Annotated in this window: 14 protein-coding genes; 4 read left to right on the top strand and 10 right to left on the bottom strand. The window is 48.4% G+C overall.

Annotated elements, in window-relative coordinates; all coding sequences use genetic code 11:
- Nucleotides 1–37: 37 nt before the first annotated feature.
- The 5 genes from H1A11_RS11640 to H1A11_RS11620 form a co-directional block, all read right to left on the bottom strand.
- Nucleotides 38–832 carry a thymidylate synthase gene (locus H1A11_RS11640; RefSeq protein ID WP_117600039.1) on the bottom strand — a complete coding sequence of 265 codons (795 nt, stop codon included), beginning with the start codon at nt 830–832 and terminating at the stop codon, nt 38–40.
- A 75-nt stretch (nt 833–907) separates the two neighbouring features.
- Entirely contained in the window at nt 908–2,089 is a 1,182-nt protein-coding gene (gene cls / locus H1A11_RS11635) for a cardiolipin synthase (RefSeq protein ID WP_259300437.1), read from the bottom strand.
- Between the two features lie 215 nt (nt 2,090–2,304).
- Nucleotides 2,305–2,631, bottom strand: a complete 327-nt coding sequence (locus H1A11_RS11630; protein ID WP_117600040.1) for a DUF5056 domain-containing protein — start codon at nt 2,629–2,631, stop codon at nt 2,305–2,307.
- Nucleotides 2,618–3,163, bottom strand: coding sequence for an RNA polymerase sigma factor (locus H1A11_RS11625; RefSeq protein ID WP_117600041.1), 546 nt, complete (start codon nt 3,161–3,163; stop codon nt 2,618–2,620). Before H1A11_RS11625 ends, H1A11_RS11630 begins: the two co-directional genes overlap by 14 nt.
- Nucleotides 3,160–3,786 carry a DUF6249 domain-containing protein gene (locus tag H1A11_RS11620; RefSeq protein WP_181757245.1) on the bottom strand — a complete coding sequence of 209 codons (627 nt, stop codon included), beginning with the start codon at nt 3,784–3,786 and terminating at the stop codon, nt 3,160–3,162. Before H1A11_RS11620 ends, H1A11_RS11625 begins: the two co-directional genes overlap by 4 nt.
- 254 nt (nt 3,787–4,040) lie before the next feature.
- Here H1A11_RS11620 and H1A11_RS11615 point away from each other — a divergent pair, with 254 nt between their 5' ends.
- The 4 genes from H1A11_RS11615 (at nt 4,041) to H1A11_RS11600 (ending at nt 9,807) form a co-directional block, all read left to right on the top strand.
- Nucleotides 4,041–4,382, top strand: coding sequence for a hypothetical protein (locus tag H1A11_RS11615; RefSeq protein ID WP_117991071.1), 342 nt, complete (start codon nt 4,041–4,043; stop codon nt 4,380–4,382).
- A 64-nt stretch (nt 4,383–4,446) separates the two neighbouring features.
- Complete coding sequence (locus tag H1A11_RS11610; RefSeq protein ID WP_181757244.1) at nt 4,447–6,870, top strand: TonB-dependent receptor; 2,424 nt, start codon at nt 4,447–4,449, stop codon at nt 6,868–6,870.
- A gap of 90 nt (nt 6,871–6,960) precedes the next feature.
- On the top strand, nt 6,961–8,418 hold the full coding sequence (locus H1A11_RS11605; RefSeq protein WP_181757243.1) for an rRNA cytosine-C5-methyltransferase: 1,458 nt from the start codon (nt 6,961–6,963) through the stop codon (nt 8,416–8,418).
- Nucleotides 8,419–8,574: 156 nt separating this feature from the next.
- Complete coding sequence (locus tag H1A11_RS11600; RefSeq protein WP_174647201.1) at nt 8,575–9,807, top strand: serpin family protein; 1,233 nt, start codon at nt 8,575–8,577, stop codon at nt 9,805–9,807.
- A gap of 56 nt (nt 9,808–9,863) precedes the next feature.
- Here the strand turns inward: H1A11_RS11600 and H1A11_RS11595 are convergent, their stop codons facing one another.
- The 5 genes from H1A11_RS11595 to H1A11_RS11575 form a co-directional block, all read right to left on the bottom strand.
- A complete protein-coding gene (locus tag H1A11_RS11595) occupies nt 9,864–11,090 on the bottom strand; it encodes a TolC family protein (protein WP_181757242.1) in 1,227 nt (408 codons plus the stop codon).
- Nucleotides 11,083–14,205 (bottom strand): efflux RND transporter permease subunit, encoded by a 3,123-nt coding sequence (locus tag H1A11_RS11590; RefSeq protein ID WP_138345789.1) that lies wholly within the window; start codon nt 14,203–14,205, stop codon nt 11,083–11,085. Before H1A11_RS11590 ends, H1A11_RS11595 begins: the two co-directional genes overlap by 8 nt.
- A 168-nt stretch (nt 14,206–14,373) precedes the next feature.
- Nucleotides 14,374–15,594 carry an efflux RND transporter periplasmic adaptor subunit gene (locus H1A11_RS11585; RefSeq protein ID WP_138345791.1) on the bottom strand — a complete coding sequence of 407 codons (1,221 nt, stop codon included), beginning with the start codon at nt 15,592–15,594 and terminating at the stop codon, nt 14,374–14,376.
- Nucleotides 15,595–15,713: 119 nt separating this feature from the next.
- On the bottom strand, nt 15,714–16,124 hold the full coding sequence (locus H1A11_RS11580; protein ID WP_005827068.1) for a DUF6769 family protein: 411 nt from the start codon (nt 16,122–16,124) through the stop codon (nt 15,714–15,716).
- Between the two features lie 62 nt (nt 16,125–16,186).
- The gene (locus tag H1A11_RS11575) at nt 16,187–17,563 is read right to left on the bottom strand and encodes an FAD-dependent oxidoreductase (protein ID WP_181757241.1); all 1,377 of its coding nucleotides are present in this window, start codon (nt 17,561–17,563) and stop codon (nt 16,187–16,189) included.
- Nucleotides 17,564–17,565: the final 2 nt, after the last annotated feature.

Raw genomic sequence — 17,565 nt, 5'->3', positions numbered from 1 at the left:
AAAATTCTTTTCTCTTTCTATCTTTTTATTATAGGATTTATACTGACACTTTCCCTGCAATATGCGGATGCGGGTTATAGTTGATCAGCTCGAAATCCTCGAACTTGAAGTCGAAGATGCTTTTCACATCAGGATTGATTCTCATCTGCGGCAAATCCCGCGGTTCACGAGATAGTTGGAGCTTTACCTGCTCCAAATGGTTCAGATAGATATGGGCGTCTCCTAAGGTATGGATGAAATCCCCGGCTTTCAGTCCGGTGACTTGTGCCATCATCTGCAGGAGCAGGGCATAGGAAGCGATGTTGAAAGGCACTCCTAAAAAAATGTCTGCACTACGTTGGTACAGTTGCAGACTCAGTCGTCCGTTGGCGACATAGAACTGGAAGAAAGCGTGGCAGGGAGGGAGGTTCATGTTGTCCAAATCGCCTACATTCCATGCGCTGACTATAATCCGGCGTGAGTCGGGATTGTGCTTGATGGTTTCTACAGCTTCGCTGATCTGGTCGATGGATCCGCCTTTATAGTTCGGCCAGGAGCGCCATTGATACCCGTAGATATGTCCTAGGTCGCCGTTTTCGTTCGCCCATTCGTTCCAGATACGTACACCGTTGTTCTGGAGATATTTCACATTGGTGTCTCCCTGGAGGAACCATAGCAGTTCGTATATGATTGATTTAAGATGCAGCTTCTTGGTAGTAAGGCAGGGGAAGCCTTCATCCATGTTGAAACGCATTTGGTGGCCGAATACGCTGATGGTGCCGGTACCCGTACGGTCGCTTTTCTCTACGCCTTCGGTCAGTACGCGGTTCAGCAGGTCTAAATATTGCTTCATGATGTAATGCTCTGTTTTTATCCGAACGCAAAGGTAGGGGAATTAATTAAAGATTAATAATTAAAAATTAAAAACTTAGAGGAAAGGGGTCATCAAGTTTCCCACCCAGCCTACGAATTTCTTCCATCCGGAACGCTTTTTCCAGACTTCAGGAGTGAGCAGCGTACTGTTTTGCATGTCTCGTTCGAACATGGCATTCAGTTCATTGGTGGTCTTGGGGTCGAAGATGAAAGCGTTTGTCTCGTAGTCGTAGCGCAGGCTGCGGCTGTTGAGATTGGCGGTACCTACTGTGCAAAAAGTGCTGTCTACCATCATTATCTTGGAATGGTGGAAGCCGCCGTTGAAGAGGTATATCTTGGCTCCTTTCTTCATCAGCTTATGTGCTATATAGAATGAGGCATCCGGTGTAAAGGCTATGTCTGACACGGCAGGTATCATGATTTCCACTTCAGTACCTTTTTTCAGTGCGTTCTTGATTGCCTTGCGGATTGATTTGGTCGGAACGAAATAGGGATTCACGATTCGGATATTCTTCTGTGCGGCTTGTATGGAAGCTGCATAGGCATGGCTGATGGAGCGTGGTGTTTCGCGTGGCGTGCGGTCCACGATGGCTATTTCTTCGGCAATACTGTCGGGCAGTTGCGGAATGTCCGGAAAATAGGCGGGACCTCCAACGTGTTGTCCCGTCTCTCGGTTCCACATGGTCAGGAAGATGCCTTGCAGATAGCGCACGGCATCTCCTTCAAGATGTATGTGCATATCGTGCCATTTACCGATTTTAGGCAATCCGTTGATGTAGTAGTCGGCGATGTTCATGCCACCGGTATAACCTATCTTTCCGTCAATTACTACTATTTTCCGATGGTCGCGGTGTATGGCGTGGTTTACCCAGGGAAAAGTGATAGGGTCGAACTTGACGATTTCGATGCCTTGGGCATGGATGGATTTCAGATGGTGTTCCTTCAATGGTTGGTTGTTGGACCAGTTACCGAAGGCATCGAACATGGCGCGGACTTCAACCCCTTCCTTGACCTTCTCTGCCAGAAGGCTGAACAAGGCATTGGCTATGGAGTCGTTGCGGAAATTGAAATATTCCAGATGGATATGATGCCGGGCATGGCGGATATTCTCGAAGAGGTCGACGAACTTGTCATGACCGGTCATCAGTAATTTCACTTCATTGTTGTAAGTAACGGGAGCGCCCATTTCCTTCAAGTAATTCATGACGATGGAATCGCTTGTTGTTTGCGCTTCGATATTCCCAATAGAAAAAACGAATAATGTGATGAATAGAATCTTTCTCAAAACTTTCTCCTCTTATTTAGTTTTCTGAGTGGGCAAAGATACAATTTCTTGTTGATATATGTCTGTCCGTTTAAAAAAAAAATTAGCCCTTACCTTATTGGATAAGATAAGAGCCAAGACTTTGTTGGAGTAGTGCATGTCCTCTTTCTCCGGGCACGGATATGTATTTATGCCATGGATACAATCTTTCGGTAACCGAAATAGAGCAATACTACTCCGGCAATGATTAACGACTTGGGATCAAGCTCTGACGCTCCGCTCCGGATGGCAGTATCAAAGGTCTCGCGCAAGGTGTCCAGTATCAGCTGCACTCCGTCAAGGGCAACGAATAGTACGAGGCACAATGTGAAGCAGAATGCTGCCCATATTTGTGCCAAGTGGTGGCTACGGTCGGGCAAGTGTCGCAGTACGCGGCGGCTGAATCCGTTATCGGCTATTTCCTGCCGGTGTTCGGCAAAGAATGAAGTCAGGAGTTTATCATTATTTTTCATCATAACCATTTTGTTTTAAGTAGGAAGCCATTTTATCTTTCGCCCGCGAGAGGTGGCTTTTTACCGTTCCCGCCGGACATCCGGTGATACCTGCAATCTTTTCGATGCTTTGGTCTTCCATGTAGAAGAGCGTGATGCAGGTGCGTTCCATTTCCTTCAGTGTGGCGAGGGCACGGTAAATGTCTATGTGCTGCCCCACGTCCTGCTGCAGTGTGCTGCATTGAGCATCCACTTGGTACGTATCCAAATCGTCTGTTTCCTTCCGGCTGCGAATATAGTCATAAAAAACATTATAGGCAATACGGTAGAGCCAGGTCGAGAAATTGGATAGATTCTTGAACGAAGCGATGTTTGTATAGGCTTTGATAAACGTATCTTGTGCCAAGTCGTCACTCAACTCGCTGTCGCCGCAGGTCTGGTGCAGGAAGAACCGCCGTACGGACGACTGGTACTTCTTCACCAACCGGTCGAAGGCCTTGGTGTTTTGAAACACCACGACCTGTGCGACTAACGATATGTCATTGAGTTGACTCATTTTTCTTCGTTCTTCTTCTGTTGGCTGTAGAAAATCACCAATTGTCCGAAGCCGGTGAACATGACGAGTAAGCCGATACATCCGAGACTGAATTCTCCGGTAATGGCCCAAAGGAAGATGAACAGGCCGATGCCGACGAATATGTTGTTGATGCCTTTGCTACGGATGTCTGTTGCTGCGGCTTCTTTGAAGAAGTTTTCAGGCAGTTGCTGTCCGCTGGCCAGGGCTTGTTCTGCCAGGCGGTACTTGGCCTTCCGGTTTTTATAGCGGAAGAAGAATACTACGAATATGATGAGTAGCGGCAGTCCGAATACAAAGACGATGGCTGTTACGGCAATCACGGTCTCCGAAGTCTTGCTTCCGAGGTCGAACCCGTTCCAGTCCATACTGCTGTTGTGGTGGGTTCTCCATTTTTCCGGAGCATCGCTACTGCCGGTACCGTTTTCATAAGTCATGATGCTGAGTGTGTCTGTTACGGTTTCTCCATTGATGACAGTGTCCCTCAATTCGATGACTCTTTTCTTGTTCCCCTGACCGTCGTTCTCTGTTACGGTTCTGTTTGCGCCTTGCACCAGTGTGCAGAACATCATGGCGAGTATTAATCCTAAAATGATACGTTTCATAATCTATGGTTTTTTAATTTGTTTCTTTGTTGGTTAGACGTATCGTCACCTTTATAAAGTTGCAAAGAGAAGATATTTTTTTTAGAAAACCGGAAATAAGACGATATTTTTCCGGAAAATGTCTTATTGTCTTTTTCCAGGAATAACAAGAAGTAGGTATTTGCGACTGTAAATAGAGGTAAATATACAAACCGGGTTGTTTCTTATTGTAAATACTGTTATCTTCGCGCATCTGTTTTTATTGGGAAGTCTTGATGAAGTTGAGGAATATAATGAAGTGTTTCCTCCCTCTGCTGTTCATTGCCTATCTGGGAGGAATTACGCTGTTTACCCACTCGCATGTGGTGAATGGTGTTATCATTGTGCATTCCCATCCATTCAAGGGACAGCATGAGCATACAGAGGTGCAGTTGGAAACCATTTTCTATCTTGCCTCTTTCGTCTCCTCTTCCCTTCCGTTGCTTCCGGTTGCCGCGACGGTTTTCCTTGTTTTGTTGTGTGTACTGAGCATTCTTGCCACGGAATGCATCAAGTGTGTAAAGCTTCGTGGAGGTATTTGCCTGCGTGCTCCCCCTTCTTTTTTTCAAATCCGATAGATTAAGGCAATTCCGTTGTGGGATTGCGTCAACCTCATTGATTAACATATTATTTTAGAAGTACATGAAAAAATATATATTTTTTGTGGTGGGAGCAATATGTCTGTTACTCTCATCAACCGTTTATGCCGAAGATTTGAAGAGTACCGATGCCAATATTGTCGGTCATGTAATAGAAAAAAGTACAAGGGAACATTTGCCTTATATGACAGTTTCGCTGAAAGGCACCACCATCGGGACCATGACCGATGCCACCGGTCACTATTTCCTAAAGAATCTGCCTGAAGGTGAGTTCACGTTGTCCGTCAGTGCCGTAGGTTATAAGTCGCAGGAGCGCAAAGTCGTTCTGAAACGTGGTAAGACCTTGGAAGAGAACTTTGAGTTGGAAGAAGACATGGTGGCACTGGACGGGGTGGTAGTTACAGCCAACCGCAACGAGACTGCCCGGCGTTTGGCACCCACTTTGGTCAAAGTGGTTACTCCTAAACTGTTTGAGCAGACAAATTCGCATACTTTGTCGCAAGGACTGGCCTTTCAGCCAGGTGTGCGGGTGGAGACCGATTGCCAGAATTGCGGTTATTCACAAGTGCGCATCAACGGGCTGGATGGGAAATATACCCAAATATTGATAGACTCACGTCCCATCTTTTCCTCTCTAGCTGGTGTGTATGGGTTGGAACAGATTCCCGCCAACATGATAGAACGTGTGGAAGTGGTGCGTGGAGGTGGTTCAGCCTTGTTCGGTTCTTCGGCCATTGCCGGGACGGTGAATATCATTACGAAGGAACCGATTCGCAATTCCGGTTCTTTCTCGCATACCATTTCCAATTTCGACGGTTCCGGCTCGTTCGACAACAACACGACCCTGAATCTTTCCTTGGTTTCTTCGGACAGTAAGATGGGGGCTTATGTGTATGGCCAAAGCAGGCATCGTTCGGCATGGGACTCCAATGGAGACGGTTTCTCCGAATTACCGAAGCTGAAGAACCAGACTGTCGGTCTGAATGCTTACTACCGGACAAGTGCCTATTCCAAGCTGAGCCTTGAATACCATCATATGGAGGAATTCCGCCGTGGTGGAAGTGGCTTCAGCCTTCCCCCTCATATAGCCGAGGATGCCGGATTGAACGGTACCGGGGCGCCCGGACTGGTGGAACAGCTGAAACATTCCATCAACACGGGTGGGCTCAAGTTCACGGCTTTCTCCAAAAACCAGAAACATACGTTCAGTACCTATGCTTCGGCTCAGCACATCGTGCGCAATAGTTATTACAGCGCTTATGGAATGACTACGGACTTTACCGGTGTGCTGGGTGCCCAGTATATTTATCATTTTGACAAGTGTCTGTTTATGCCTGCCGATTTGACCGGAGGCATTGAGTTCAATCACGACAATCTGCATGACAAGGCAACGGACGTACAGAAGTATCGTGATGCTGCTTTGGCCGAAGATCCTACGGCAACGGGTGACCGCTTGCAACAACTGATTGAGAAATATACCCCCGCCCCGTTGAACCAAATGGTGAATATAGCAAGCGCCTATGCCCAGAATGAGTGGAAGAACGAACAGTGGAGTTTCCTGATTGGCGGGCGCGTGGATAAAAACAGCATCATGGACAAGGCTGTTTTCAGTCCCCGTGCCAATATCCGTTATAATCCTACTCAGGATGTGAATATCCGTTTCAGTTATGCTGAGGGATTCCGTGCTCCACAAGCGTTTGATGAAGATCTGCATATCAGTAATGTGGGTGGAGAGTTGGTTTCCATTGTCCGCGCCAAAGGATTGAAGGAAGAGCGTTCGCGCAGCTTCAATGCTTCGGTAGACTGGTATCATTACTTCGGAGATTTCCAGGCAAACCTATTGGTGGAAGGCTTCTACACGAAACTTTCCGACCCGTTTGTCCTGACGCCTCCGGTGAAAGACCCGGACGGTAGTGCTTATCTGATACAGACCCGCATCAATGGTTCGGGAGCTAAAGTGTATGGCGGCACATTGGAAGGAAAGGTTGCCTATAAGGATAAGGTTCAGTTGCAGGCAGGGTTGACACTTCAACGAAGTATCTATGACTCTCCCGAAGAATGGAGTGCGGATGAGGAGCACTTGTCGGAGAAAGAACGTTACAGTGACAAGATAGTGCGTACTCCCGACGTCTACGGCTACTTTACAGCTACCTATATGCCGGTTAAAGCCTTCTCAATAGCTTTGAACGGCAATTATACCGGGCGGATGTACGTTCCCCATTTGCTTTCGGAGGTGAACGGTGAGGCGGATGTATTGGTAAAGAGTCCGGACTTCTTTGAACTTGGAACAAAGATAGCTTACGACTTTGATTTTCAAGGGTTCTGTTTGCAGCTCAATGCCGGTGTACAGAATATATTCAATTCTTATCAGAAAGATTTTGATAAAGGAGCGAGCCGCGATTCCGGTTATATCTACGGACCGGGTGCACCGCGTTCCTATTTTGCAGGGGTGAAACTCAGTTTTTAAAAAGAGTATTGAACCGTGCTTTTTGTTTAGCCCCGTAGATTGGTGAAACGTATTTTGCACTATCTTTGCTGCCATAAAACAGTTCAAAGCATGAAGCTACCCTCATCTTTCACCAATTATACACGCGCCCTCTTGGGTGTGGAAGAATATGAAAAGCTGGCTGCCGCCCTGGAAGGGGAGCAGCCGGTCAGTATCCGACTGAATGAAGATAAATTGTCAGCATCTTCATTCAGTCTTTTTCGTTCCTCTTTTAGGCATGTCCCTTGGTCTGCTGTCGGATACTATCTGGACAAGCGGCTGACATTCACTTTCGATCCACTGTTTCATGCAGGTTGCTATTATGTGCAAGAAGCCTCGTCCATGTTTGTGGAGCAGGCTTTGAGGCGGTATGTGGGCGAAGGACCGGTGGTGATGCTTGACCTCTGTGCGGCTCCCGGCGGGAAATCCACGCATGCCCGTAGCCTGTTGTCCGCAGGCAGTTTGCTGGTGGCCAATGAGGTAATCCGCAACCGCTCGCAGGTATTGGCGGAGAATCTTACGAAGTGGGGGCATTCCGGTGTGGTGGTCACTAATAATGATCCGGCGGATTTTTCTTCCTTGACGGACTTCTTCGACGTCATATTGACGGATGTCCCCTGCTCTGGCGAGGGGATGTTCCGTAAAGACCCCGTTGCGGTAAGTGAGTGGAGTGGAGAGAATGTGGAAATCTGCTGGCAGCGCCAGCGTCGCATCGTTACGGATATCTGGCCTTGCTTGAAGCCCGGAGGCATTCTCATCTACAGTACTTGTACCTATAATACAAAAGAAAACGAAGAGAACATCCGTTGGATACGGGATGAATTCGGGGCGGAGGTATTGCCATTGGAAATTTCTACTGACTGGAATATTACGGGTAATCTATTGTCGGGAGAGGACTTTCCCGTCTATCGTTTCCTGCCCCATCGGACGAAGGGGGAAGGATTCTTTTTGGCAGTTCTCCGCAAACCGGGCGTGAGCGATGGGAATACCTGGGCCGGGCAGGTGAAATCCCGGGAAAAAGGAAGAAAACCCCAAGGAAAAGGAGCGAAAACTCCGGGTGTTTCCAAAGAACAGCTTTCGGCACTGCATGAGTGGTTTGCGGTTCCGGATAATTACGAATTTATCGTCAATGGCAACAACGTCAGCGCTTTCCCTAAAGCGTATCTCTCCGAACTGTCGGCTTTGCGTTCGTCACTCCGTATCGTGCAGGCTGGGGTAGATGTTGCCGAGTTGAAAGGAAAAGACTGGATGCCTGCTCATGGGCTCGCCATGAGTATAGCACTGAATCCGGATGCCTTTGCCCATGAAGAGATAGGCCGCGAGCAGGCCATCAGTTATCTGCGCAAGGAGGCTGTTGTCCTTTCGGAGACTGCTCCGCGCGGCATTGTCTTGCTCACCTACAAACAGATACCTCTAGGATTTGTCAAGAATATAGGTAACCGTGCCAATAATCTTTATCCCCAGGAATGGCGCATACGCAGCGGATATTTGCCGGAAGGGGTGCTGGAATTGGCAACAATAACCGGGTGAAATCAATCACGTTACTGCAAAGCTGCTGTATATATTTTGCAGTATAATAATAGAGTAGGAATGTACTATTTTTTATTGTTTCTTCAATGCAGTATTTTGTTTGTTCAAGCATTTTCTATATATAGATAACTGTTTTAAAACTAATACTATTTGCTTATGCTTAAAAAAACGATTACTGCCTTAAGCCTACTTTGTATCCTTGCAGCCTGCCAGAGTGACGACAACTCTTCACCACAACCCAAGCCCCGCAAAGACATTGCCTTGACCCGTGCCGAGCAGGAGATGACGGATTTAGGAACGGATTTCGCTTTCCGTTTCTTTAATCAGGTTTGTAAAACTGAGGTGGAAAAGCCCAATCTGTTCATCTCTCCTTTGAGCGCTTCGCTCTGTCTGTCTATGATTGCCAATGGAGCGTTGGGAAACACACTATCTGAGATGACAGATGTCCTGGGCTTTTCGGGCTATTCGTTGGAAGAAATGAACAACTATAATAAGAAGCTGGTGGAGGCGTTGCTCGATTTGGACAATACCACACAGTTGGGAATTGCCAATTCCATCTGGATAAAGAAAGGGTTCGGTGTTCATGACGACTTTGTAAGCGTAAACAAAAAGATGTATGACGCGCAAGTGCAGGAGCTGGATTTTGCCTCTCCCAAGGCTCCGGACATTATAAACGGCTGGTGTGCCGGGAAAACGAATAATTGCATCCCCAAAGTCTTGAATGAGATTCCGGAGACGGCGCGTCTTTATCTGTTGAATGCGCTTTATTTCAAGGGGATTTGGAAGAATCAATTCAAAAAATCGGATACGGCAGAAGAGGCTTTTACGAATGCTGACGGAAGCAAATCGACTGTACACATGATGAATCTTCGTGACGAGAGATTCAACTATGCCGAGAATGAGTATTTCTCAATGGCAGAGTTGCCTTACGGCAATGAGGCTTTCAGTATGGTGGTGTTCTTGCCGGCAGAGGGAAAATCGTTGGATGAGTGCCTGCCGAAGCTGAATGACGAGCGTTGGGGGGAATGGAACAGTAGTTTATCAAGCTCTGCCTTGAACCTTAAGTTACCCCGGTTTGAAATGGAATATGATAAAGAACTCATTGACGATATGATGGCAATGGGAATGCAGGAGGCTTTTACTCCATTGGCCGATTTTTCCGGAATGGCGGATGAGGATTTGTTTATCAGTTTGCTGCAACAGTTCACTTATGTGAATGTGAATGAAGAGGGGACGGAAGCTGCGGCTGTAACTGTCGGAGGAATGGACCTGGCCGTTCCCGGACCAAGTACGGTAATTCCGTTCTATGTGGACCGTCCTTTCATCTTCCTGATAAAGGAGAAGAGTACGGGGGTTATTCTGTTTATGGGTAAAGTCACAAAACTATAACTACAATATATTGAAATAGAAAGAGCTGTCTGCCAACCGCAGACAGCTCTTTCTATTTATAACCGGCTCTTGTATATCTGTGCCATTGCCTTCTGATACTGGTTTTCCAGTTGCAGAAGGTTTGTCTTGCTTTGATAGACAACCGATATTTCAACGAAGTATTCAATCATACTGATTTGTCCTCCCATAAGTGCTTGTTTCAGTAAAGAAAGGTCTTGCTGTTGATGGAAGGTGCGCTCGTATTCCTCCATGGAAGCGTGCAGGTTCTTGGCCTCTTCATAGAGTTGCCACAAGGCAGAGCTGGCTTGCAGTGCGGCGTTCTCCTTTTGATAGTCTATGTTGAGCGCTTGTGTCTTGGCTATCTTGACCTTATTGCGGTTTTCGAAAAGCGGGAAAGAGAAGCCTACTACTACGCCGTTCAGCGGATGCCCCGATTCGGTATTTCTACGGTAACCCAGTTCCAGTTTGGGTAGCCAGCCTTGCTTGCTTGCCGAAATCTGTTTCCGGGCGGCAGAACTTTCACCCTGCAAGGATTGCAGGGTGGGGTCTGAAGCCAGCAGTTCGTCGGCTAGCGAGCGGAAGTCGGCCGGCAACGGCACTGCCGGGTACTCTGTCAATCCGAGTGTTTGGGCGTCGGGTGTGGTACCGGGCATGGGACGTCCCGGTGTGAGCGGCTGGTTTCCGTTGAGGACAAGCAGCTCTTTCAGTTTGTTGTTAAGTGCCGTCTGGTTCATGCGGGCTTCCGTGCGTACATTCAGCAACTCCAGATTAATCTTGTTGGTTTCCAGTGCATTGGCATCTCCCGTTTCCAAACGTCGGGTGTACATGGCCGACAGCTCCTCCGCATTCTTTAACCGTTCGTCGAGCAGGGCTTGCTGGCGTTGCAGCATGATGATGTCCAGGCATACTTCCTTCGCTTGCAGCAATATCTGCTGGCGGAAGGCGGTGGCTTGTGCATCCAGTGCATTTGTCTTGAGTCGGTTCATCTTCCCTCGGGTGGCGTAAAGCGTGGGGAAGTCGAAGCTTTGTGAGATGACCATTTCGCCGACTGTTTCGTCACTGTTCTTGGAGTCCCAAAGGTGGGCGTATGACAGTGTAGGGTCGGGGAGGTTGTTGTTTGTCTTGTTCTCCAGTTTTTGTGAGGAAATGAGGTGGGAGTTAGCTTGCAACTCCTTGTTGTTGGCCTCTATCTGCTGGAGCACGGCATCAATGCCGGACGTTTGTGCGCTCATCCCCGCAAAAGCGAGGATGGCGGCGCTGAATATGAAAAATCTTTTATTCATTGTCTGACGTTTTAGGTTGTTGGTTACGGTGCATCATCAGATAAACAATCGGAATGATGAAACCGTTCAGGAACGTGGATGTTAAAAGGCCGCCCAAGATAACCTTTGCCATCGGGCTTTGTATCTCGTTGCCCGGCAGGTCGCCACTGAGAGCCAGCGGGATAAGTGCCAGTGCACTGGATAGGGCGGTCATCAGGATTGGATTCAGACGGTCGAGCGAACCGCGGATAACGCTGTCGTAGACGCCATAGCCTTCTTCCTGCTGCAAGTGGTTGTAATGGCTGATGAGCAGCATTCCGTTTCGGGTGGCGATACCGAACAGTGAGATGAAACCGATGATGGCGGGGATACTCACTTCTCCCGTTGTGATGAGCAGGGCGAATACACCGCCTATCAATGCCAGCGGCAGATTGATAAGGATGATGGCGCTCTCCTTCACACTGCGGAATTCATGGTAGAGGAGCAGGAATATCACCACGATGGACATGAACGAAGTAAGTGCCAGAGTGCGGCTTGCTGCCTGCTCGCTTTCGAATTGTCCGCCGTATTCGATGTGGTATCCTTCCGGCAGTTTGATTTGTGCGTCTATCTGGGCTTGTATATCATTGACTACACTTCGCAGGTCGCGGTCGGCCACGTTGGCGGAGATGACGATTTTACGCTTTACATTCTCGCGGCTGATGGTGTTCGGACCCATGGCCGAGCGGATTTCCGCTACATAGTTCAGTGGAATTTTCTGTCCGTCGCCCGTATCAATCATCAAGTTGCGTATTTTTTCCATTTTGTCGCGCAGGTCGTCTTTCACGCGTACGGTTAGGTCGAAGCTCTTTCCCTTTTCGTAAACTTGGGAAACGGCTTCACCGGCCAGACAGACATTGACAAATTCCGAAAATTCGGGCAGTGAAATGCCGTATTTGGCAAGCATTTCCCGTTTGGGCGAAATGACAAGTTGCGGACGCTCAATCTGCTGTTCCACGTTTAGGTCAGCAATACCGGGAATACCCTGGATGGCACTCTTGATTTCATTGCCCAGAGTGAACATGCGGTTCAGATCGTCGCCGAACAGTTTGATGGCGATGTTCGCCTTTGTACCGGATAGCATGGCGTCTATACGGTGGCTGATAGGCTGGCCTATTTCCACGTTTGCCCCTACAATGGTACCCAGTTTTTCGCGGACTTCTGCTACGAGCTCGCTGCGCGAGCGGTCTTTCAACTCAAACGGTGCCTCAATCTCAGAGACGTTTACTCCCAGAGCGTGTTCGTCCAGTTCTGCACGTCCCGTTTTACGGGCCACGGTCTGTATTTCGGGGATGGAGAGCAGCAGCTCCTCGGCACGGTGCCCCATCTTGTCGCTTTCTTCCAGGGAGATGCCCGGAAGCGAGGAGATATTGATGGTGAACGAACCTTCATTGAAAGGCGGCAGGAACGAGCGGCCCAGGGTGAAGAAACAGCCGAGCGCCACTACAAATAGTCCGACAGTACTTCCCAGTACCCCTTTCTTATGCCCCAATACGAAAGTCAGTGCAGAACCATACCATTGCTTCATCTTGCGTGCTACGGCAGAGTCGCTGTTTTCGTTGTTTTGTTTCTTTATTTTCTCTTTTCCCAATAGATAGGAGCAAAGTACAGGCGTTACGGTCAGTGCCACAACGGTAGAAGCGATCAATGCCACGATAAACGCAATGCCCAGTGGTACCAACATTCTACCCTCCATACCACTAAGGAAGAACAGAGGCACGAAACTGACAATGATTATCAGCGTTGAATTGAGGATAGGCATACGCACTTCTTTCGATGCATTGAACACCACTTCCAGAATAGGAAGTTGCTCGCCGGCAGGTTTCAGTCGGTTTTCGTGCAAACGCTTGTAGACATTCTCCACGTCCACGATGGCATCATCCACCAGCGAACCGATGGCGATAGCCATACCTCCCAGACTCATGGTGTTTATCGTAAAGCCCATATAGTGCAGGGCAAGGATGGAGGCAATCAGTGACAACGGCAGTGTCACCAGCGAGATGACTGTGGTACGTACGTTGGCAAGGAACAGGAAAAGCACGATGACAACGAAAATACCTCCCTCCAACAACGACTTCTGAACGTTTCCGATGGAACTTTCGATGAAACGGCTTTGACGGAAGATGTCTGTGGAAACCTTTACGTCCGCCGGTAGATTCTTCTGCAGGTCTTGCAGGGAAGCTTCCAGTTTGTCTGTAAGCTCCAGCGTGCTTGTGGCGGGTTGCTTGGTGACTGTCAGCAGTACGGCATGCTTACCGCGTTCCGAGGCGGTACCCAGTTTAGGAAGTTTGGCTCCGATTTGAACGTCGGCAATATCTTCCAGCAGGATAGGGGCGCCGGAGACTCCGTTGCTCCGCACCACGGCCTTGGCTATCTGGTCTACCTTGTCGGTAGAAAGTACGCCGCGTACGATATATTCATTGCCATATTCATAGAGCACTCCACCATTGGCATTCAGGTTCATTTCGCGGGTGATGTTCATCACTTCGCTCAATGTCACGCCGTAATGGCGCATCCGTTCCGGGTCCAGCTGCACTTGATATTCCTTGATGTCGCCGCCCAGTACGGCAACTTGTGCCACACCGCCCGTAGAGAGCAGGCGGGGACGTATGGTCCAGTCGGCAATGGTACGCAAATCCAGCATAGAGGTCGAATCTGCTGTCAGACCTACAATCAGCATCTCGCCCAAAATGGACGATTGTGGGCCCAGTGTCGGCTTGCCTACGTTGGCCGGTAAGGATTCGCTGACGACTGCCAGTTTCTCACTGACAATTTGCCGGGCAAGATAGATATCTGTATCCCAGTCGAATTCTACCCAGACTACAGAAAAACCGTTCGTTGAGGAAGAGCGTACACGGCGCACACCCGTTGCACCGTTTACAGCCGTTTCTACGGGAAAAGTGACCAGCTGTTCCACTTCCTCTGCTGCCATACCGTTTGCTTCGGTCATGATGACCACGGTCGGCGCATTGAGGTCAGGGAACACATCCACTTCCGTATGCATGGCGGTATAAGTACCGCCAATTAGCAACAGCACCGATGCTACCAGCACCAAGATGCGGTTCTGAAGAGAAAAACCAATTATTTTGTTTAACATCTTTCTATTTACTATTTACAATGTACAATTGGGCTGCGCAATGTCAGCCGCACTTGCTGTTTTATCTAATATTTCTTGTTTATCTGACTTTACACTCCCCATTCGTCACGTAACCCTTATACAGCATAGCGAAATGGTACTTTGTAAATTGTCAAATTGTACATGAGATTAGTGTTCATGGCTATGTGCCGGAATAGCATTCGTTGCCGATGCCAGCTTCACTTGATAGGCTCCTTGGGTTACGACGCGATCGCCTGCTTTTATGCCGGAAAGGATTTGTACACTTTCGCCATTGTCGGCACCCAGGGTGACAAGCTGTTTTTTGTAGCCCTCTTCATCCAGTTGCAGGTAGACAAAGAAGCTACCTTGTTCCTCGGTCAGCGCACTGTGAGGAAGGGACAACACGTTCTCCATTGGTGAGGATAATAGGAATACTTCTACAAACGAGCCGGGAATAACGTCTCCCTTATTGTCGAATTCAAAAGTTACGGGTACATAATATCCGTTTTCACCCGAAGCCTTTCCATAAGAAAGCATGCGCCCGCCCAGTTCTTTCAATGTATATACCTTATTATTATAAGGAGTACGGAAGTTGGCGGAACCGATGCTGTTCAGGTAAGGATAGTACTTTTCGGATACGTCCGCACGCAGGAAAAGCTTGCGGTTCTGGGTGACACTTACCAACGGCTGGCCGACACTGACGTAGTCCCCTTCTTTCACCAACAGATTCTTCACATAACCGCTGATGGGAGAAACAACCGCCTGGCCGCTTGCCGAATGGTTCTTTGCGACTGCCTCGTAACTGATACGGGCATTTTCATAAATCTGTTCGGCTTGCGCGAATTCCTTTTCAGATACGATTTTGTTGCCTACGAGTGCTTTCATACGCTCATATTCCTTTTTGGAAACTTCGTAGGCTATCCGGGCTTTCTGCACCGGGTCTCCGTCGGCCATGTTTTTGGATGACAATACCACCAAAGGAGTACCTTTGCTGACACTCATTCCTTCGATAACTTTTCCCTTGAAGGAAACCACGCCTGCTACTGTAGCTACGGCTACGCTCTCGTCTCCCTGGGCTGCCATCACCTGGCCGCTGGTCTTGATGACTTGATGGAAACTACCCGGTTCAACAGTGCTGACCGCTACGCCGGCAGCTTGTGCCTTTGCCGGTGGCAGGATGATTTCATCACTTCCTCCGGCGTGGTTTTCCTGCTCTTCGTGCTCATGGTTGTGTCCCTCATGTTCGTGGTCATGTCCCTCGTGGTCATGTCCGTCATGATTGTGCTCTTCTGTTTCGTGATTATGTCCTTCGTGGCTGTCTCCGGACTTGCTGTTGCAGGAGCCTAAAAGGAATAATCCCAAGACTCCCATGAAAATAACTTTTTTCATGATGATATTTGTTCTTACTTTTTGATTTTGAATACAAAGTTAGGGCATAGGGTGTGCAACCAAATTGCATTGTTCCTTATGCCGGATAGAAATCTGTCCCGGTGATGTTCCGGTAACAGTTAAGCAAGAAGAGACGGAGGGGCACGAAGTCCCGTAGCACATATGATAAATGTGCTATGAAGAGATTCCAGATAGATACACTCCTGCCTGCTTATGTCAAACTCGGGTAGGATGAGTAACTTGGAAAAAGGTTCAATGAGTAGGGTAACTGCCCACAAGGCATCCGGATGTGAACACACATCATTGGAAGAGCTGGGCGTCTGTTGTACAAAGTGGGTTGTCATGCATCCCGTGTCGCAACAGCAGTGCTCGTTGCCCGGGCTATGACGGTGTCCGCAGCAATCGGCGGTGATATCATTCTTCATGCATATCATTCCGTCGGCATGATGATGGTGGGGAATGACGGGTATCACCAGCATTATCAAGCTGATGAAAAAAAGAATATAGGTTATGTACTGTTTCTTTTTCATTCCTCTATCTTTGGACGGATGCAAAGATAGAGGTTAAGGACTTAATTACCAAATAGAAAATGCTAAAAAGGTTTGAATAACATATTCAATCCCTCATTCATGCTGGGGTGGGTGAAAATGAAGTCCCGCAGGAAATGGTAACGCTGTCCCGTTTTCATGATTGATGCTACGGTATTGATTACTTCCGGTGCATCGGCACAAAGTAGGGTACAACCCAGAATCCGTCCGGTATGGATGTCTACAATGGCTTTGAGCATACCGTCTATGCTGTGTAGCGTACAGGCACGTGGAATCATGGCAGCAGGGATACGTGCCACATGTATGGAATAACCGTTCTTCATCGCTTCCTCTTCCGTCAGTCCTATATGTGCCAGCGGTGGGTCGGTGAAAATGGCAAAGGGGATTGGATACCGGTCTTTTGTACTCCTTTTTTTGTTTTCAAAGAGTTGATTACGGATGATACGGAAATCATCGATGGACAAGTAGTCGAACTGTTCCTCTCCTTTTACGTCCCCCAGGGCCCATACGTGTGGGGCTGTAGTCCGTAATTGGTTGTCGACAACGATGGCTCCCCGCTTGTCTGTTTGTATACCCGCTTTTTCCAGATTCAGCTCTGCAGTCATAGGCTTGCGGCCGATGGCTACCAGCAAGGCATCTCCTTTCAGGTAGTAGGGAGTGCCGTTTGCACTGTCCGTATAGGTCAGAGTTATTCCTTCGGCTGTGTCGTACACGGATTGGACACGGGCGTTCAACCGGACATTGATACGCTTTCGGTTCAATGCTTCCAGCATGGAGGCGGCAATGTCGCGGTCCACTTTAGGCAGAAAGCGGTTTCCCGCTTCCAGCAGTGTGACATGGCTTCCAAAGCCTGCATACATAGTGGCAAACTCCAATCCGACAGCACCGCCGCCGATGACGAGCAGGTGTGCGGGCAGTTTGTTCGATTGCAGCAAGGTCTCACTGGTATATACGTACTTGCTCTCCTTGAGTCCGTCGATGGCAGGCAGGATAGGGGTGGACCCGGTGTTGATGAATATCTCTTTTCCCTCAAGAATCGTTTCGTCCTTGCCGGAGACTATACGGATTGTATTTTCGGACAAGAAAGAAGCAGTTCCGTCATAGAGGGTTATATTAGGCTTGTTTTTTACATTTTCATAATTTTTCTCACGCAGGAAGGATACAAGCTTGTCTTTCCGCGCCACGGCAAGTGCATACAGTTTGGACTGGTTCTTATAATCGTCATAGTATCTCCTTTCCGCATATTCCGATTCGTGAATCAGAGTTTTGGTAGGGATACATCCTACGTTTACACATGTTCCTCCGTACATCTGAGGGGAACGTTCCACGATGGCTACTTTCCAATTCCGTTCGACCAGTTCGGCGGCCAATAACTTGCCGCCCTTGCCGAATCCTATTATGATGGCATCATATTGTTTCATTT

Source organism: Bacteroides sp. CACC 737 (genome assembly GCF_013874375.1).
Lineage (GTDB): Bacteria > Bacteroidota > Bacteroidia > Bacteroidales > Bacteroidaceae > Bacteroides > Bacteroides uniformis.
This window is presented reverse-complemented; position numbering and strand designations above follow the sequence as displayed.